Origin of the sequence: Haladaptatus cibarius D43, assembly GCF_000710615.1 — an archaeon.
Taxonomy (GTDB): Archaea; Halobacteriota; Halobacteria; order Halobacteriales; family Haladaptataceae; genus Haladaptatus; species Haladaptatus cibarius.
The window spans coordinates 76608-93516 of sequence record NZ_JDTH01000002.1 but is presented as its reverse complement, the minus strand read 5'-3'; the positions used below and the strand labels follow the sequence as shown (position 1 = coordinate 93516).

Genomic DNA, 16909 nt, shown 5'->3' with positions numbered 1-16909 from the left:
TTGATTTGGATTAACGAATCGAAATAACCAATTATGCACGATAGAGGCCCTACAAAGTCGGAATCGTCTGTTTCACAAATATAGCATTTAAATCCTCTTTATATAAAATCCTATTTTCGTCGGACTGAGAAGCCTTACCCACGTCCGTCACTAACCGTCGAATATGTCACTCGAAACCCTTCCAGAGTCATGGGTCGTCTGGAACGATGAACCCAACGGTCGGTGTATCCTCGCGTACCGCCCAGATGTATTCGACACGAAACAGTTCCCGCCGTCCTGTCTCCCCACGATTTACGTCACTCAAGGAACGCCGAACCGTCCCGCACAGGAACGCCGTGCGACCGATTCGTGGTATTTCGAGTTTTTCCTCGAACCGGACGTATCGCTTCCGAAGACACCTCGATTTCCGACCCGAGAGGAAGCGCTCGAAGCGGCGGTCGAACTCGCTCGCGAGTTCGACCGCGGTGAAATAGCGTATCGAGACGCCTATCAGATTCCTCGTGAGGAGTACCTCGACAAGCTAGACGAGTTGACTAGGAGTGAGTAGCTGAGGCGACTCGTCGGTAGTAGACGAGTTGGCAGGACGAGCAGACGGACTGCCGGGACGAGGGGCTTAACCGACCCCCCTTCCTAGACTCTCGTATGTCCACCATCACGCTCATCGGAACCCGACTCGCCGAACCCGGTCAAGAGTTCGTCTACGAAGGAGAAGCGAGCGCCTGCGAAGGCTGTCCGTACAGAAATCAGTGTCTCAACCTCACGGAGGGAATCAAATACGAGGTGACGGATGTCCGCTCGGGCGCACAGACGCTTCCCTGTGGCGTCCACGACGACGGCGTCACCGCCGTCGAAGTCGAACCCACGACGGTCACGGCGAACGTCTCCGCGCGGAACGCCTACGCCGGAAGCAAGTCGAAACTCGAAGGGCCGTGCCCCCACGTCGAATGCCCGAGCCACGAGTTCTGTGAACCCGCCGGAGCCGACTTCGACGAGGAGTACCAAATCGCCACAATCGTCGGCGACCCACCACACGACTATTGCATGTTAGACCGCGACCTGACGCTGGTCGAGTTCGCGGAGAAAAAAAAGTAATCAGTTTCCGAGAACGCCGATGTGTTCCGCGGTGTAGCCGAAGATGTCCTCGTAGCCGTAGGCCGACATCAGCACCGGGACGAACGTCTCTTCTGCGACTAACTCCTCTCCGTCGGTCGTGGCGAACTCCTCACCTTTCTCGACCGGTGTGAAGTTATCGACCAGCACCTCGAACTCCGACCCGCCGTTTTTGAGCACCGGTTGGTCCATCCGGTAAACTATCACTTCGTCGCGTTTGCCTGCCTCCACGGGGTTTTCTCCCTCGGGAAGCGGAAGTGCGCCGGTTCCGGCGAGGAACCCACGAATTAGGTCGTAGGCGTTTTCGGCGGCCTCGTCCGTTCCTTGGAGTCCACATTCGACTTCCAGCGTGTGCGGGTGCGAGATGAGTTTCCCCTTGGTGAAGCGGTCGGTTTCGACCAGTTCCGAGACGGGGAGATACGGACAGATGGAACGCGCGACGGCGTTCACTTTGTCCACGAGCGCGAACGGGCGCGCGTAGGACTGTGTAGAGTGAAGCGAGAGGACGGTACAGTCGCCGAGTTCGCCCAGCAGTTCGTGGGCCAACCGTCGTTCGTAGTTTTCTGCGTCCGGGTCGCCCGGGAACACACGGTTCAAATCCTCGTTGATGTACCGAACGCCGCGCTCCAGCGCGCGTTCGTTCACGATAACTAGCTTCACCGGTCGCTCTACGTCCGGATTTTCCTTCACTAATCGCTCGACAGCGCGCGGGCCGCACGGTTCGTCGCCGTGGATTCCGGCGACGACGGCGACTTCCGGCGTTCCGTCACCTAACTGCTCGATTCGCATTTAACGAAGGCAGGTGTCGAAGCCTGAAAGCGCTTTACACTCGTGCGCCCGGCAAAAAAAGTGTGACACGTTCGGCTGGCAGATTCAGCGGTCGAACGCGGATGGAGTGTGGCGCTTATGCGCCGTCGCTGTCGGAGTCGCCCTCTTTCGCGTCATCGTCGTTCATCTCCTCTTCACAGTCGTCCCACTCATCAGACTGGTCGGACTCGCCGCCGTCCCAGTTGTTTCCGTCGTCGGAGCTGCTGTCGTCGCTGTCCGAGTCGTCCTCGGTCATGTCAACGACTTCCGCGTCCTCGGGTGCTTCGAACGTGAACGTGTCGTCCGAAACGCAGTTGATGGCGATGTCCGAAAAGATGGTGGACGAGCTTATGGTTTCTCCATCGTAGGAGGTTTCACTCACGGATTTTCGCGGAATGTAGTTGTCCGCGTCGAGGTAAATCATCGAGGTCGCGTTATCCTCGGTTTCACCGTGAACTTCGAGGACGTGAGTCTCGTGGCCGTCCACAGTCGCCGTGCCCTCGTAGGTCAGGTTGGCTTCCTCAAGTCCAGTGCCGAGGGATTCGAAGAAGTTCATATCCATGCCCATGTCTTGGTCGTCAGACGAATCCATCTTGTAGACGGTGTTGGAAGATTCGTTGTAGACCGTGTACTCCGAACCGTCCCAAACCATCGTGGTTTCGTCTAAGTATTCCGACTCTTTGTACTCGATGCGGTACTTGTCGTCTTTCGCGTACCAGAGCGTTGCTTTCGTCTCGGTCGAGACTTCGCCCGCCGAGGACTGTGTCGTTAGTGTCGCTTTGAACGAGTCGATATTCTCGTAGGATTCAGTCGCCTCCTAGACGACTTCATCCGCCGTCATCTCGTCGCCGTCGGCGTCTTCGTCTACATCATCAGAAACGCTCGATACTGCGCCATCTGTGTCTTGGACATGACTGTCGTTGCAAATGCAACGCCACTCCCTGCTGTTAGCAGGAACACCGTCATGAGTACGACACTTCGTCTTCCAAACGTCATTGAAACACCTTGGACACAGGCCGTGTCCACTTCGATGTAAGCTGACTAACTGAATAATGGTTATTAGCCGAACAAACGGATAATATTCGAAACGTATCGTATTTGTTTGAGAACGAACTGCAAATAAACTTCTTTCACGGTGCCGTCCGGGGGTTTCATCTATATCAATATTTTGTCAAAACTACCGAGTTATTCAAGTGGGGGTTCGAATGTGTGATTGGGGAATGGTAATGGTGAGTGAGCATGGCGACGACCACGACCTCACGACGACAATTACCGCCGCGATTGCCGACTACGAGAGGGTTTCCCCGACCGAAATCACCCAACCATTTCTGTACGACGGTGTCGATATGGCCGCCCTCGAAGACGCCTTCTTCGGCCCGGAAGTCAGCGGAGAGAAACGAGATAGCGTCGGCACCGCCGGATTTCAGTACGGGGAATATCACATCGAAGTCGCAAGCAGCGGATAGGTTTCCATCTACAGCAGTCAGTGATTTTTCGCAGTATTCTGGCTTTCCGCACTATTCCAGCGATTCCGCGTAGCTGAAATCCTCCTCGCGCGCCGTCGGAAACTCGCCATCGAGAGGGATTTTCCATCCGTGAAGCACCGTCGGGTCGGACAGTGCGTTCGTCATCTTCGTCCGAACGTCCGTCACGTCAACGCCGTAGAAATCCCGCGGCACGCCGTGAAGATACTGGAGCGCGGTTCGAAAGAGCGAGCGCATGCCGTCGTCGTCCTCGAAGTCGAAGTGTTTGTACGCGCCTGCCGCGACCTGTACCATTCCGTGCAGGAACGCACTTTCCGTACTGCCGTTTCCGTAGTTGTACCACTCGTCTTCGAAGCAATCGTGGCTCTCGTGGAACTCCCCGGAGTTGAACAGACGAACGCCGTGAATCACCGCCCGACGAAGTGTTCCGTGTTCCCACAGTTCTTTTTCCGGGAGCCACCCTGCCGGAGTCAGCTGGGCTGGCGGCGGGTCTGCGGTCGGGTCACGCGTGTGATCGTCCATATTCAATGGTTCTGTTCGAAGTTGTGTAATTCCCTCGGTGTCGTAACTGTACAGGAGTTATCGTCCGATGGCCGACCGTCGGACGAAAAATCGGAGAAAATCACATCTCTTGTGAGACGCGACGGTTACACTGCGATCTTACTCGGCGGTACTCTTGCGACCTCGTAGTCGCCGCCTTCCCGAACTGCGATAACTGCCCATTCGTACTCGGGGTTCGATTCGCGTAACTGCTGGCTCAGTCGTGCCGCGTTCTCTTCCCACGCGACGAAACAACGAAGTTCTCCGCGTTTCGGTGCTGTCGTGGAGTCCGCGCATGCCGTAACCCGTACTTCTCGCCACTTCCGTTTGGCCCGGAATTCGTCACCATCATCAACGACCTCGTAACCGAGGTTGTTGAAAATCGACCTGGCCTCCTTCATGGGTGGTGTGCTAACAGGGGCCATCCAGTTGAACGTAATACACACCACATAATAAATGTTCTTGCGGATTTGGACGCAGATAGATTGACATTTGGAAAATTCGAAACGAATCTCGTTCGGGAATAAACGAATCGCTGGCGAGACATGGGCAGAAATGTACTACAAACGTCAGGAAAGCTGTACCCACGGGTTCGCGTGCTGGGACGGATACTCCTCTATTTTGCCCTCATCTCGGAGTTCCTTGAGTTGCGTTCTAGCATCTTGGCGTTCCATCCCACCGATTGCGACGGCGGCGTCCAAAAGCAACTGTTCGGCCACGCCGTTTTCCGTTATTTCGCTGTCTTCGTTGGTTCCATCGCCGTCGCCATCCGGCATATCCGCACAGATAACGCGGAGATATTCGTGCAAGTCTGTCGAGTCACGGAGTTCCTCGTGCCACCGTGCAGGGAACGCACTCAGCAGACCATCCTCCAGTTGGTAAATCGTCCGACCGCTTTGCCACGAATCCGATTTCGTCACCGACTCGTCGAACGACGATGGAAACGCCTCCATCCCGTATCCCGCTTCGTCGAGATAGGTTTCCAACACATCGCGTTCGACACCCGACGTATCGTCACGCCCGGTGTGTTTCATTTCGATGAGTCGCACCGCGTCGGGCAACAGTAGTGTGTCCATCCGCTCTTCCAATTCGGCGACGATTTCTCCGTCAGTCGAACTCATATCCGTACTCCGATTCGAACGTCCCTAAAAAGACTGGCCAACCTATTCGTGGGCCGCGTCCCACTCCGTCGCCTTTCGGAGGTTTCCACACTCGTTGCATTCGATTCGACCCATGGAATCCATCGCGTTGTCCAGCGTCTCGCAGTTCCCACAGAAATAGCCGTATCGTCGCTCACCCTCGGGGGTGCGATAGACGACGAAAAACGGCCCGTTCGACCCACGAGTTCCCTCCGACCGACTGATGTAGACCGTTTCACCGTTCGCTGTCGTCGTTTCGTCCATCGACAACGGGTTATCGGCCCACCGATTTATCAGTGTCCATCGAAGGAGTCATGTCCCCCGGCTGAGATTCCCCGTCGATGGCGCTCCGTCTGCTTCACTACTCTGACGTCGAAAACGCCTACGACGACCCCGACCATATCGGCCGACTCGCTGGCTGTATCCACTCTCTACGCGATGACAAAACCCTCGTTGTCGGGACGGGTGACAACACCGCACCGGGCGTCCTCTCGCTCGTAACCGAGGGTGGGCAGGCACTCGATTTCTTCGACGCGGTCGCCCCGGATTTCGACACCTTCGGAAACCACGATTTCGATTACGGCACCGACCGTGCCCGCGAACTCGTTCGAAACTCGCCGCAAACGTGGCTCACGGCGAACGTCCGCGAAAACGGCGACCGATTCGCGGTCGATGCCGGAACCGCCTCACACGAAATCCGTGAACTCGGTGGTGTGACGGTCGGGTTTTTCGGCCTGACGACGCCGAAAACGCCAGCACTGAACCCGAACGTGAACGACCTCGACTTTCTCGACCCGCTTCCAATCGCCCGAAAAGCTGTTTCGACGCTCCGCGACTTGGGTGCCGACTACGTCGTCGCCCTCTCGCACCTCGGACAGGGTGACCACGACCTCGCAAAACAACTCGACATCGACGTCATTCTCGGGGGACACGTCCACTCCGAGCGAGTCGAGCAAATCGAGGGAACGGTCGTCACCCGCCCCGGCGTAAACGGCCACGTTCTCCTCGAAATCGAACTGAATTCCGAACCGACCGTCAGTCGCCACCGAATCGTGGACGCTCCCGTGGACGACGAAATCGCGGACGCAATGGCGGACACGATGGCAACGACGGGACTCGACACGACCGTTGCGACCGTGGAAACCGCAATCGAACGAACCGAGACGACGATGTTTCACGGCGAAAGTCGTATCGGCAACTTCGTCGCGGACGCCTACCGCTGGGCGACCGAGGCGGACATCGGCTTGCAAAACAGCGGCGGCATCCGCGAAGGGAAACCGCTGGTCGGCGACGTGACCGTCGCCGACCTCGTGAGCGTCATTCCGTTTCAGGAAAACGTCGCAGTCGCGGAACTCTCCGGCGCGGGACTGTGCAACGTGTTCCGACAGGCCCACGACGCCACCATCGGGTTCGGCGAACCCGGCTGGTGGCACGCGCACGTGAGCGGTGTCGAACTCGTCTGGAACCGTGCCAAGCGCGACATCGAATCAGTCGCCGTCGGTGGCGAGCGAGTGTGCGAAGATGAAACCTACTCCGTCGCTACGACGGAGTACCTGCTACACACTGACGAGGAATTTCCCGCGCTCCACGAAGGTCACCGCGTCGAAACCGGCGACGTGCAGTACGAGGTGTTGGCCGACTACGCCCGCGAGTTCGGTATCGACCCGGAAATCGACGGGCGAATCACGCGCCAGTAGAAGGCGGAAGGTTCTCCCCCGCCGACCCCATTCGACTCCACATGACTCGCGTCCTCGTTCCAGTTCGATACCCGCTGTCAGAACACTCCCAACGGACGCTCTCCGAAGCCATTCGCGTGGCCGAAGAGCGTGGCGCAGACCTCACGATCCTTCACGTCAATCTCTATCATCGCGGAAACGAGACGAACCGAACCGACCTGAAGCGCACCGTCGAGCAGGCCTTTGGCGGCCTCGCAAACGCCCGGTACGTCGTCCGAAGTGGCTTTCTGGTCGAGGAGACTATCCTCGAAGAAGTTGCGGCGACGCGCGCCGACGTGGTCGTCATCGGTCGAAAACAGATGGGTCGCTGGCGGCGGGCGATTCGCCGACTCGTGGACGACCCGAACATCGAGAACTTCCTTCGCGAAAAAATCGACTGCGAACTGATTACGGTCGGATGAGGTGACCGGTTGTCGGCGCTTTGCTATCGTTCGTCGAACTCAACCGGACGAGACTGTTGCTGTTGCGCTTCGACCGACACCTGCGCGGTTCCGCTCGTATCGTCGAACACGAGGTGGGAGTGGGGATACGCCATTTCCACGTCCGCGTCCTCGATTTCGGCCCAGATACGCTCTCGAATTTTCGATTCGACTCTGCCCATGTAGTAGGGGTCTTTCACCCAGTAGCGCAGTTCGAGGAGGACGCCGTGGTCGGCGAAATCGCGGATTTGTGCGACTGGGGCGCTCGGATACCGGGCGCTTCCGATGCGAATATCCGGCCCGGACGCGACGACCTCCGGCGTTTCGCGGGCGGCCCGTTCCAGTATCGCTCGCGCCTTTTCGAGGTCGCCCTCGTAGGTCACCTGTAGTTTCAGCGACAGTCGAGAGCGAGTGTCCTCCGCGGAGTAATTTATCACGTCGCGCTCGCGCATGGTCGCGTTCGGAATAACGATGAACGTATTTTCCAGCGTAAAAATCTTCGTGTATCGCAGAGTCATATCTTCGACGTAGCCCCGGGTTCCGCCGTCCGGCCCGTTGCCGACCAGTTCTATCAGGTCGCCGATTTCGTAGGGTTGGTCTGCCAGCACGAACAAACCGTTGATGACGCTCCCGACGATTGGCGCGAGCACGAGGCCGATGACGGCGGAGAACACCGTCACCGACACGAAGATGTTCGACGTTCCGAGGCCGACCTGCGCCGCCGCGAACAATATCGCCACGAACAGAACGACCCCGCGCACGCTCCGCAGAATCGTCTTCGTCACGCTGGGTCTGCGGAACCGGCGGGCGACCTGCCGCCCGATGAGGCTGACGACTAACTGCGAGACGTACCACCCGAGGAGGAGATACAGCGCCGCGAGGACGAGTTCGGTGACGATAACGGGGTCGCCTTTCCCCCGTCCCAGCACCTCCCACCCGCCAATTTCTCCAAACCATTGGAGCACTCCGGCGAGTCTATCTTCGAGCGTCGGCATGACTTCCTCCTCTCACCCGGACAAGTAAAACCCGGCTATTTCCGGATTTGACGTATCTCTGGGGCGATGGAAGCCGGAGCGACCGGAGGACGGGAGTACGAACTAAGACCCACCGCGTCGAACAGGATGCATGTCTTGGGAATCGCGCTCGCCCCGTACATCGTTCGAAATTACCGCCGACGGGGAACCGAGTGAAACACTGCTCGTCGGGATTTCGGAGTTCGGACTCGCAGGACTGACCGCGGTCGAATATCTGGTCGAACACCTTTCCCTCGAAGAGACTGGTCACGTCACTGCCGAGCAGTTGCCCACAATCACGCCGTTCGAAAACGGCAGGCCGCGTCACCACACGAGGCTGTTTTCCCGGCCAGACCTCGACGTGACCGTCCTCGTCGGCGAACTGTTCGTTCCCGTTTGGGCCGCCGGGTCGTTCGCAAACGCAATCCTCGACTGGACGGGCGACAACGGCGTCGAGGAAATCGCCGTCCTCTCCGGCGTGCCCGTACCCCACGGCCCGGAGGAACACCGCGTATTCTACATCGCAACGGAAGATTATCACGAAAAGCGACTCGCCGGAACCGACGTTCCGGGCATGGGCCGTGGCTTCCTCGATGGCGTGAACGCCACGTTGGTCAGGCGCGGCATGGACACCCACCTCGAAACTGGCGTCTTCGTCACGCCGGTTCACGCCCAGACGCCGGACGTGGAGGCTGCCCTGCGACTCACCGAAACCATCGCCGACGTGTACGACCTGTCGGTCGATACCGGCCCGCTCGAAGCCTTCGCCGAAGAAGTCGGCGAATACTACTCCGAACTCGCCGCCCGCGTCGAATCCGCCCGCGAATCGGACAGACCGGACGACCGGATGTACATGTAGATACCACCTTTTTATTGCGAGGGTCGCGCGGTTTGCGACCCTCGATAAAAATCTGGACCAAAAGCACTCGTCGCTCCCTTCGGTCACTCCTCGGCCCGCTCGCTTCGCTCGCGGTGAACTGCTTGCTCCGGGCAGTTGTGTCAATTGCCGAATCCTGGTGTGTGGAGGTTGCTGATTTTGTGCGGTTGTGTCACCGGCCTATCGCTCGCTCCGTTCGCTGTCCGCGCCAGCGACCATCGGGAGCGGTAAGCTGGCTAAATTTGTAGTGACAAGCATACTCTCCGCGAGCGAAGTGAGCGGGCCGACAACTGAATGGAGTGAAGGAGGAGTGTCTTCGTGAGCGAAGCGAACGAATGGCTCGTCAGAGCTTGCCTCTGACGGTGCTTTTGATCCAGCTTTTACAGGGAGACAGAGCCAGCGCGATTCGCGCTGGCTTTGTCTCTCGACCGTCGTAAAAGGTGGAGGCGAAAAGGTGGTACTATAGGCCCTCGTTGATTTGCTTTGGGTAATGGCCTCCGACGACCTCTATCTGACGCTCGAACGAGTCGGAGAACGGTTCAATCTCGGGGAGTACGAAATCGACGCATACCTCACGGTACTCGAACACGGACGACTGACTGCGAGCCAAATCGCAGACAACACGGACATTCCGCAACCGCGGGTGTACGACACCGTCCGCAGTTTGAGCGACCGGGGATTGGTCGAACTTCGTGAATCCCGACCGATGAAAGTCATCGCAATCGACCCCGAAGAGGCGTTCTCCGACGTGCAGTCGTCGCTCGACGACATGATAACGAACCTCGAAGCGCGCTACACCGCGCCGACGCGGGACACGGAAGCCGTCTCCCTCGTCAAATCGCGCTCGACCATCCTTCGCTATCTCGAAGACGTTATCGACACTGCCGAGTACGAAGTCGCACTGTCGCTGACGCCCGACCTGCTCGTCCGGTTCAGAGACGACTTGAAAAACGCAATCGACTCCGGCGTGAGCATCGAACTGCTCGTCACGCCCGCCTCGGAAGCGCCTGACCCCGAGGAGTTCGATTACGAATCGGTGGCGACGACTGCCCGCGCTCGACGCGGAATCACGACGCCCGTCATCGCAGTCGCAGACGGCGAGTATTCGATGTACGCCACGCAGGACGCCCTGCGCGACGACCGCGACCGATACGGCGTCATCTTCAATCGCTCGGCACTCGGCTTCCTCGTCTCCGGCTTTTTCGGTACCGTGCTCTGGACGACTGCGGAACGCACCCTCTCGACCGACGGCGACGGGCGAACCTTCCCTCGCCGATACGCTTCGATTCGGCGCTGTGTGAAAGAGATTCAGGGAATGGAGGGTGACTTCTACGCGACCATCAAAGGCCGAGACATCGAAAGCGGCGCGGAACGAGTCATCCGCGGGAAAGTCGTCGGCTTCTCCTTCGAGGGCGGCGAGCGAGTTGCCGGGATGTCGGTCGAAACGGAGAACGGCGTCGTCACGGTCGGCGGGCAGGTCGCCGCACTGGAGGACATCGAAGCCCACGAGATTCGAATCGGAACCGACGAACCGCCCGCCTACGAGCGGTAGATGACAGAGTGAGAACTAAAAGGTAAAGACGTGCTGACGGCAGGCCGGACACGCAAGCACTTCGTCCGGCGGCGACAGCGGACTGGTACCCGTGCCACTGCCACAGCACCGACTGGCGGTGGTTTCTTCGAGTCGTTCGTCACAGTCCGGACAGTCGTAGAGGAACGCCCGCAGTGCCGACGCGGATTGCATTCGAACGTCTCGGTCGATATCATGGTCGGCCAGCGCACGCACCCCCGCGACCTCGGCGATTGCGACGGGTCGCGAAAGCCACTGTTCGCTTTCCGGGCCGCCCGCCGAGACGACGACCCAATCGCCGTCTTCGACCAGTTCCACCGCCGCGGTGTCGGGCACGACTTTCCGGACGTGTTTTTTGAGGTCGCCATCTCTTGCCCGTTCCATCTCCTGTCGCCAGTCCGCGCGGAAGTTTTCGTCCAGATGGAGCGTCTCGCCGACCGCGTGGATGACGCCCGAATCGAGGAGCGTTTCGACTGCGTGGTCGCCGGACACCTCGCTCGAATCGCTCGCGAGCGACCCGGCTTCGGTTGGCTGGCGCTTCGTTTTTTCGGGTTCGAAACCGAGACGCTCGGCCAGTCGGGGTGCGACGTGCGGCGTCCCCGGGATGAAGTAGCCACGGAGGGCGATTGCGAAACCGCCGACGAGGCCGAGCGCCGAGGCGAGGCCGAGGCGGCGAGTGCGCGTTTTCGGGAACACTGTTATCACTGCGCACGCGAGAAGAAGGAGGATGGTGTTCAGTACGGTACACGGCCAACATCGGTTTTCTCCGGTGTACTCCGACTTCCGGAGTCGTTCCAGCATTGTTGGCTGGTTGGTGGGCCGCTCGTTTCAGTGTTCGGGCAATGAGAAAGAGTTCGAACGATTGTCGGTGTGTTATTTTTCAAGCTGTTTGCTGTGTCCCTATCTGTCGCCGACTCCAATGAAAACAACCACGACGACGAAACGAGTAGTACAGGATTTATACGAGGGTAGTTGTCGGGAGCAAATCACGACTCCACTGATACCGCCACTGCCTCCGCACCGCAACGCAGTTTCCCCTTTCCTCCCCACCAGCGCGGAGATGCGCTTACGGTTCGCTTCGCTTACCGTTCGCGCGAACGCGCTGGCGCACCCTTCCGACTGAGTAAGCAAGCGATGTGGTGCGCGAAGGCGAACCGGAGGTTCGCCCGCGCGAAGTCTTCGTGAGCGGAGCGAACGAATGGCGCGTCGGAGCTTGTCTCCGACGATGGATAACCGAGGACTGCAGTGACGAAGGAATCGATTGGGGAGGCGTGTAGGCGGGTACGAGATTTCGGAGAAATCTCGATGGCGAACGGTGCAACCGTGAGCAGGCGGTGCGGTTGCGGTTTTCATTGGAGTCGGGAACTGCAATCAACTTGTTCGAAACCAGTTCGTCTCAGAAATAGTAATTTTTGTCGCGGTGCGGTTTCAGTGGTGTCGGCAACGTTGGCAGTGAACTCCCCCAACTCCCACCTGAAAAACGCTGACGACAAGCGATTCACGCCATCTGCCCACAGCCATTTACCGACCCCCAAAGAACCAATCTAGCGAACCATGACCGAAATGGAGTACACCAAACTCGGCGACACCGGCCTCGATGTCTCGCGCCTCTGTCTCGGCTGTATGAACTTCGGAAGCAGTCAGCCGTGGATGATGAACGACGAGGAGGCCAGTCTGGAATTGCTCGACGACGCGCTGGAGATGGGTATCAACTTCCTCGACACCGCAAACGTCTACTCGCGGGGGGAGAGCGAAGAAATCGTCGGCAAAGCAATCGAGGGGCGAAACCGCGACGAACTCGTGATTGCGACGAAGGTGTTCGGGAAGATGGGTGATTATCCAAACGGACAGGGCCTCTCCCGAAAGCATATTCTCGACCAAGCGGAAGCCAGCCTCGACCGACTGGGAACCGACTACATCGACCTCTACCAAATCCATCGCTGGGACGACGAAACCCCAATCGAGGAGACGCTGTCCACGCTGGATTACCTCGTAGAGTCGGGCAAAGTTCGCTACATCGGCGCGAGTTCGATGGCTGGCTGGCAGTTCTCGAAAGCCCTCTCCGAGAGCGACCTGCAAGACTACGAGCGATTCACCTGCATGCAACCGGAGTACAACCTCGTAGACCGCCACGAGGAAGAAAACGTTCTGCCCGTCTGCGAGTCGGAAGGCGTCGGCGTCATTCCGTGGTCGCCGCTCGCGGGCGGGTTTTTGACCGGGAAGTACAACCGTGACGAGGAACCGACCGAGGGGCGGGCGACGGAGGACGACCACACGGAGGCGCGGTTCACCGACGAAAACTGGGCCGTGTTGGACGAGGTTCGCGCCATTGCCGAGGAGAAAGGTGTGACGCCAGCGCAGGTGAGTCTGGCGTGGTTACTGCACAAACCCGTCGTTGATTCGCCGATTATCGGCCCGCGAACCGGAGAGCATCTTGCGGAGAACGTGTCGTCGCTCGATGTCGCACTCTCCGATTCCGAACTGGAACGGCTCGAATCGCCGAAATCACCGGTCTGGTCGCGGGAAATCGCCGGGTTGTAACGAAGAGGTTCTGCGATTCGAGGAAACGAAGCCGAGCGAAAGATGTACTAGCGCTTGACTGTACCAGAGACGGACAATACGACTACCGCCACTTTTTCGGGTAGTTATCCGCTGAAGTGATACTGTTCGGCCATAAATAGTTTTACTCATCATCTACTCAATCTGCACGAAAGTGATAGTTCGTGGTCGGAAAAGATAACAACGCAAGTAGTCAATCGCACCAAAGTTATAAATGCAATCCTTCCGTCCTACAACCGTATGGTTGGTGTTAGCGAGGGTGATGACCGTCGTCGGCGAGACGGCGTTTCACGACGGAAGTTCGTGAAAGCTGTCGGGGCATCCGGTGCCGCCGCGGGTCTTGCTGGCTGTACTGGACGGGGGAGCAGCAGTAACCCCAACGTAATACAGTGGGCCGCCGATGACGACGTCAGAACCAACAAAGACGCGATAGAAACTGCACTGCACGAAGCAGGACTCGACGAGAACATCAGGCTCGAAGTTCTCGCGGGAAACGAACAGACTGGTGCTCGCCAGTCCCAATACCAACGGTGGCTGTCCGCGAATCTCGAAGAACCCGACTTGTTGCTCGTGGACAGCGGGTGGGCGATTCCGTTCATCGCACGCCGTCAACTGCTCAATTTGAGCGACAACCTTGCGAGCGAGGCGCTCAATAAGGTCAACAACGATTATTTTCAGGGGAGCGTCACCACCGGTAAATCGAACGACGGCGACCTCTACGCAATCCCGCTGTTTTCCGACTTCGGAACGATACAGTATCGTAAGGATTTGGTACGGCAGTCAGGATTTAATCCGGATCAGGAAAACTGGGCGACGGAGGGGATTTCGTGGAAGAAGTTTTCGCAAGTTACGAAGAAAGTCCTCCAAGATAACCAGAACATCGATTACGGATTTACCTTCCAAGCGAGCGCCTACGAGGGACTGTCCTGCTGTGACTTCAACGAGTTCATGACCAGTTGGGGCGGGACGTACTTCGGCAGTGTCGATAACTTGCTCGGGCCGGTCGGAAACCGCCCCGTGACCTTGGACTCACAGCACGTTATCGACTCCATCAAGATGATTCGGACGTTCATCCACGGCAACAATGCGCCGAACACGTTGAACGATTTCGAGGGCGGTATCGCACCGCGGGCCGTCCTCAGCTGGATCGAAGAAACCTCACGCGCGCCGTTCAGCAACGGAAACGCGGTAATGCACCGCAACTGGCCCTACTCCATCAACATCAACGGTGCTCCGAAATCGGAAGGCGGATTCGGTGAAAACCTCGGCGTTATGCCGATTCCGTATGGCGTCGAAGCGGGACAGATAAACAAACAAGGACTCGGCGGCGTCGCGTCCGCCCTCGGCGGATGGAACGTCGCTATTAACCCGAACACGAGAAAGAAAGACAAGGCGTTACAAGTTCTCGAAGCGATGACGTCGGAGAGTTTCAAGCTCAAACTGTTCGAAATCATCGGGTGGATTCCGCCCGAGCCAGACCTGCTCGAAACACAACGAGCGAGAGACGTACCCATCATGGGTCGCTACGTCGATACGTTGAAAGTCGCGGGACAGAACGCGCTTCCGCGCCCCGTTTCGGTCGTCTGGCCGCAAGAATCCGGGAAGATTGCACAGAGCGTTTTCGCGTCCTATGCGGGCGATCAGTCCCCACAACAGGCGATGTCAACATTGAACAGGCAAATCACGGAAATCGAGGAGTACAACGAGTAGAGGTAGCGAAGAATGTCAACCGAACAAGCGACCGAAAAACCACAGGAAGAGTCAGGGGCGTACGCTGGCGCGGTCAGATGGATAGAGAATCTGAGCGAAACGCAGTTCGCCTACCTGCTGTTGACGCCCGCACTGTTACTGCTCGGCGTCATCGCGTTCTGGCCACTGCTAAGCACGTTCGAGATGTCCCTTCGTGCCGACAGCCTTCGCGGCGCATCACAAGTCGGGGAGTTCGTCGGCCTCCAGAACTACACCGACCTGTTGACCGGAAAGCTGGACACGGTGGCACTGCCACAACCGTTTATCGACTTCAGCCAACCGTTCAAAAGCGCGCTCATCGTGACGTTCATCTTCACGATAGCAAGCGTCCTCATCGAGACGATTATCGGCTTCGGACAGGCACTCGTTCTCGACCAAGACTTCCGTGGGCGACGCTGGGTGCGCGTGGCAATCATCATTCCGTGGGCGGTTCCCATCGTCATTCAGGGCATGATTTTCTACCTGATGTTCCAACCGGGCATCGGGTTCGGTGCGAATCTCACCGAGATGATAGGGTTAACCAGCACGCCGCTGGCCAACAGCAGTTCCGCGCTGGGTATCATTATTCTCGCGGACATCTGGAAGACGACGGCGTTCATGGCGTTGCTCATCCTCGCCGGACTCCAGAGCATCGACCGGAGTCTCTACGACGTGGCGAAGGTCGCAGGTGCGTCGAAATGGCAACAGTTCCGGATGATTACCTTACCGCTCGTACTTCCGACGGTGCTCGTTGCCCTACTGTTCCGCACCATCGCGGCGATGCGGGTGTACGGACTCATCGAAACCGTCTCCGGCTGTACGACGGTTCCGTCGCTGTCCTGTCTGGTCGTCACAACGTTCAGTACGCGACGATACGGCACTGCGGCGGCAGTCGCGTTCGTCACGGCGGCAATCATCGGAATCGTGGTGTCGATATACATCGTGAAATTCCGCGACTCGCAGGGAGGATTCTGAATGGCACAAACAGAACAAACACAAACCGACGGTCGGCAGCAGGCAGAGACGACGCAAGGGCCGTTCCAGCGATGGGTGCAGGGGTCGATTCAGGATCCGGAACGAACCTATCAGGCGATGTTCTACGTGGTGACGATTTTCTTCCTGTTCACCACACTGTTCCCATTCTACTGGCTCCTCGTGCTGGCGCTGACGCCGCGCGAGTCGATTATAAACGTCTGGTTCCTACCGAAAGGATTCAACCCCGGCGTGTTCGTAGAAATCTTCGAGCAGTTACCGTTCCATCTGTACATGTTCAACAGTTTCGTGCTCGCGCTCGTCACCACGGCAATCGTGTTGGTGTTAGCGAGCCTCGCTGGCTACGTCTTCGGGCGACTGTCGTTCCCGGGACGGGGTGCGTTGATGCTGCTCATCCTCGCCATCTCGTACTTCCCGCCAGCGGCGTTCCTACTGCCGTTGTTCCGGTTGTTCACGGGGAACGTCGAGATATTCGGCCTTAGCAGTCCGATGCTGTACAACACGCCGGGCGCGATGGTGCTCCCGTTCAGCGCGTTGTTCATGCCCCTCTCGATATTCATCCTGACGACGTTCTACGGCCAGATTCCGGACGGCTTGGAGGACGCCGCGCGAATCGAGGGGACGACCCGACTCGGCGCGCTGTTCCGAGTCATCATCCCGCTGTCCGCGCCGGGCGTGGCCACCGCAGGAGTGCTAACATTTATCTCGGTGTACAACGAGTTCTTCTTCTCGTTCCTCATGACCAACGGGGAGGTACAGAACTGGGCACCACTGCTGTGGGGGATTCTGGGGTACCAAGGCCAGTACGCGGAGTTCTACAACTTGATGGCGGCGGCGAGCATCGTGGGCGTCCTGCCCATCGCAATCCTCGTCGTCATCGCACAGGAAAAAATCGTCAGCGGTCTCACCGCTGGCGCGCTGAAGGAGTGATACA

Annotated in this window: 20 protein-coding genes; 11 read left to right on the top strand and 9 right to left on the bottom strand. The window is 58.3% G+C overall.

The window, feature by feature from the left end; all coding sequences use genetic code 11:
• Positions 1-163: 163 nt before the first annotated feature.
• Positions 164-547 carry a DUF5820 family protein gene (locus tag HL45_RS05675; protein ID WP_049970186.1) on the top strand — a complete coding sequence of 128 codons (384 nt, stop codon included), beginning with the start codon at positions 164-166 and terminating at the stop codon, positions 545-547.
• Between the two features lie 95 nt (positions 548-642).
• Positions 643-1092, top strand: coding sequence for a UPF0179 family protein (locus HL45_RS05670; RefSeq protein WP_049970185.1), 450 nt, complete (start codon positions 643-645; stop codon positions 1090-1092).
• Here the strand turns inward: HL45_RS05670 and HL45_RS05665 are convergent, their stop codons facing one another.
• The 3 genes from HL45_RS05665 to HL45_RS21770 all read right to left on the bottom strand — a co-directional run bounded on the left by HL45_RS05665 (position 1093) and on the right by HL45_RS21770 (position 2913).
• Complete coding sequence (locus HL45_RS05665) at positions 1093-1899, bottom strand: M14 family metallopeptidase (RefSeq protein ID WP_049970184.1); 807 nt, start codon at positions 1897-1899, stop codon at positions 1093-1095.
• A 115-nt stretch (positions 1900-2014) separates the two neighbouring features.
• Positions 2015-2710, bottom strand: a complete 696-nt coding sequence (locus tag HL45_RS05660) for a LolA family protein (protein WP_084156809.1) — start codon at positions 2708-2710, stop codon at positions 2015-2017.
• A 71-nt stretch (positions 2711-2781) separates the two neighbouring features.
• Positions 2782-2913, bottom strand: a complete 132-nt coding sequence (locus HL45_RS21770; RefSeq protein WP_267879583.1) for a hypothetical protein — start codon at positions 2911-2913, stop codon at positions 2782-2784.
• A gap of 230 nt (positions 2914-3143) precedes the next feature.
• Here HL45_RS21770 and HL45_RS05655 point away from each other — a divergent pair, with 230 nt between their 5' ends.
• On the top strand, positions 3144-3383 hold the full coding sequence (locus HL45_RS05655) for a HalOD1 output domain-containing protein (protein WP_144240015.1): 240 nt from the start codon (positions 3144-3146) through the stop codon (positions 3381-3383).
• 51 nt (positions 3384-3434) lie between these two features.
• Here HL45_RS05655 and HL45_RS05650 read toward each other — a convergent pair whose 3' ends face one another.
• From HL45_RS05650 to HL45_RS05635, 4 genes are all read right to left on the bottom strand, one after another.
• Complete coding sequence (locus HL45_RS05650) at positions 3435-3923, bottom strand: DUF309 domain-containing protein (RefSeq protein ID WP_049970181.1); 489 nt, start codon at positions 3921-3923, stop codon at positions 3435-3437.
• 125 nt (positions 3924-4048) lie between these two features.
• Positions 4049-4342 carry a DUF7116 family protein gene (locus tag HL45_RS05645; protein ID WP_084156808.1) on the bottom strand — a complete coding sequence of 98 codons (294 nt, stop codon included), beginning with the start codon at positions 4340-4342 and terminating at the stop codon, positions 4049-4051.
• Positions 4343-4510: 168 nt separating this feature from the next.
• Positions 4511-5062 (bottom strand): hypothetical protein, encoded by a 552-nt coding sequence (locus HL45_RS05640; RefSeq protein ID WP_049970179.1) that lies wholly within the window; start codon positions 5060-5062, stop codon positions 4511-4513.
• 42 nt (positions 5063-5104) lie between these two features.
• Positions 5105-5344, bottom strand: coding sequence for a DUF5816 domain-containing protein (locus HL45_RS05635; RefSeq protein ID WP_049970178.1), 240 nt, complete (start codon positions 5342-5344; stop codon positions 5105-5107).
• A 77-nt stretch (positions 5345-5421) separates the two neighbouring features.
• Here HL45_RS05635 and HL45_RS05630 point away from each other — a divergent pair, with 77 nt between their 5' ends.
• Positions 5422-6777, top strand: coding sequence for a bifunctional metallophosphatase/5'-nucleotidase (locus HL45_RS05630; protein WP_049970177.1), 1356 nt, complete (start codon positions 5422-5424; stop codon positions 6775-6777).
• A gap of 41 nt (positions 6778-6818) precedes the next feature.
• Positions 6819-7217, top strand: a complete 399-nt coding sequence (locus tag HL45_RS05625) for a universal stress protein (RefSeq protein WP_049970176.1) — start codon at positions 6819-6821, stop codon at positions 7215-7217.
• A gap of 23 nt (positions 7218-7240) precedes the next feature.
• On the opposite strand, the gene HL45_RS05620 is transcribed toward HL45_RS05625, so the two are convergent.
• The gene (locus tag HL45_RS05620) at positions 7241-8230 is read right to left on the bottom strand and encodes a mechanosensitive ion channel family protein (protein WP_049970175.1); all 990 of its coding nucleotides are present in this window, start codon (positions 8228-8230) and stop codon (positions 7241-7243) included.
• A gap of 130 nt (positions 8231-8360) precedes the next feature.
• On the opposite strand from HL45_RS05620, the gene HL45_RS05615 reads away from it, so the two are divergent.
• Both HL45_RS05615 and trmB read left to right on the top strand, forming a co-directional pair.
• Entirely contained in the window at positions 8361-9107 is a 747-nt protein-coding gene (locus HL45_RS05615) for a proteasome assembly chaperone family protein (RefSeq protein ID WP_049970174.1), read from the top strand.
• Between the two features lie 508 nt (positions 9108-9615).
• The gene (gene trmB / locus HL45_RS05610; RefSeq protein WP_049970173.1) at positions 9616-10677 is read left to right on the top strand and encodes an HTH-type sugar sensing transcriptional regulator TrmB; all 1062 of its coding nucleotides are present in this window, start codon (positions 9616-9618) and stop codon (positions 10675-10677) included.
• 15 nt (positions 10678-10692) lie between these two features.
• On the opposite strand, the gene HL45_RS05605 is transcribed toward trmB, so the two are convergent.
• On the bottom strand, positions 10693-11496 hold the full coding sequence (locus HL45_RS05605) for a hypothetical protein (RefSeq protein WP_049970172.1): 804 nt from the start codon (positions 11494-11496) through the stop codon (positions 10693-10695).
• A 753-nt stretch (positions 11497-12249) separates the two neighbouring features.
• Here HL45_RS05605 and HL45_RS05600 point away from each other — a divergent pair.
• From HL45_RS05600 to HL45_RS05585, 4 genes are all read left to right on the top strand, one after another.
• Positions 12250-13236, top strand: coding sequence for an aldo/keto reductase (locus tag HL45_RS05600; protein WP_049970171.1), 987 nt, complete (start codon positions 12250-12252; stop codon positions 13234-13236).
• Between the two features lie 258 nt (positions 13237-13494).
• Positions 13495-14964: an extracellular solute-binding protein gene (locus tag HL45_RS05595; RefSeq protein ID WP_049970170.1), complete on the top strand. Its 1470-nt coding sequence runs from the start codon at positions 13495-13497 to the stop codon at positions 14962-14964.
• Between the two features lie 12 nt (positions 14965-14976).
• Positions 14977-15957, top strand: a complete 981-nt coding sequence (locus HL45_RS05590; RefSeq protein ID WP_049970169.1) for a carbohydrate ABC transporter permease — start codon at positions 14977-14979, stop codon at positions 15955-15957.
• Entirely contained in the window at positions 15958-16905 is a 948-nt protein-coding gene (locus tag HL45_RS05585; protein ID WP_049970168.1) for a carbohydrate ABC transporter permease, read from the top strand.
• Positions 16906-16909: the final 4 nt, after the last annotated feature.

Coding starts and splice junctions, on each gene's coding strand:
- HL45_RS05675 (WP_049970186.1), top strand. CDS start 164: ATGTCACTCGAAACCCTTCCAGAGTCATGGGTCGTCTGGAACGATGAA.
- HL45_RS05670 (WP_049970185.1), top strand. CDS start 643: ATGTCCACCATCACGCTCATCGGAACCCGACTCGCCGAACCCGGTCAA.
- HL45_RS05665 (WP_049970184.1), bottom strand. CDS start 1,899: ATGCGAATCGAGCAGTTAGGTGACGGAACGCCGGAAGTCGCCGTCGTC.
- HL45_RS21770 (WP_267879583.1), bottom strand. CDS start 2,913: ATGACGTTTGGAAGACGAAGTGTCGTACTCATGACGGTGTTCCTGCTA.
- HL45_RS05655 (WP_144240015.1), top strand. CDS start 3,144: ATGGTGAGTGAGCATGGCGACGACCACGACCTCACGACGACAATTACC.
- HL45_RS05650 (WP_049970181.1), bottom strand. CDS start 3,923: ATGGACGATCACACGCGTGACCCGACCGCAGACCCGCCGCCAGCCCAG.
- HL45_RS05645 (WP_084156808.1), bottom strand. CDS start 4,342: ATGAAGGAGGCCAGGTCGATTTTCAACAACCTCGGTTACGAGGTCGTT.
- HL45_RS05640 (WP_049970179.1), bottom strand. CDS start 5,062: ATGAGTTCGACTGACGGAGAAATCGTCGCCGAATTGGAAGAGCGGATG.
- HL45_RS05635 (WP_049970178.1), bottom strand. CDS start 5,344: ATGGACGAAACGACGACAGCGAACGGTGAAACGGTCTACATCAGTCGG.
- HL45_RS05630 (WP_049970177.1), top strand. CDS start 5,422: ATGGCGCTCCGTCTGCTTCACTACTCTGACGTCGAAAACGCCTACGAC.
- HL45_RS05625 (WP_049970176.1), top strand. CDS start 6,819: ATGACTCGCGTCCTCGTTCCAGTTCGATACCCGCTGTCAGAACACTCC.
- HL45_RS05620 (WP_049970175.1), bottom strand. CDS start 8,230: ATGCCGACGCTCGAAGATAGACTCGCCGGAGTGCTCCAATGGTTTGGA.
- HL45_RS05615 (WP_049970174.1), top strand. CDS start 8,361: ATGTCTTGGGAATCGCGCTCGCCCCGTACATCGTTCGAAATTACCGCC.
- trmB (WP_049970173.1), top strand. CDS start 9,616: ATGGCCTCCGACGACCTCTATCTGACGCTCGAACGAGTCGGAGAACGG.
- HL45_RS05605 (WP_049970172.1), bottom strand. CDS start 11,496: ATGCTGGAACGACTCCGGAAGTCGGAGTACACCGGAGAAAACCGATGT.
- HL45_RS05600 (WP_049970171.1), top strand. CDS start 12,250: ATGACCGAAATGGAGTACACCAAACTCGGCGACACCGGCCTCGATGTC.
- HL45_RS05595 (WP_049970170.1), top strand. CDS start 13,495: ATGGTTGGTGTTAGCGAGGGTGATGACCGTCGTCGGCGAGACGGCGTT.
- HL45_RS05590 (WP_049970169.1), top strand. CDS start 14,977: ATGTCAACCGAACAAGCGACCGAAAAACCACAGGAAGAGTCAGGGGCG.
- HL45_RS05585 (WP_049970168.1), top strand. CDS start 15,958: ATGGCACAAACAGAACAAACACAAACCGACGGTCGGCAGCAGGCAGAG.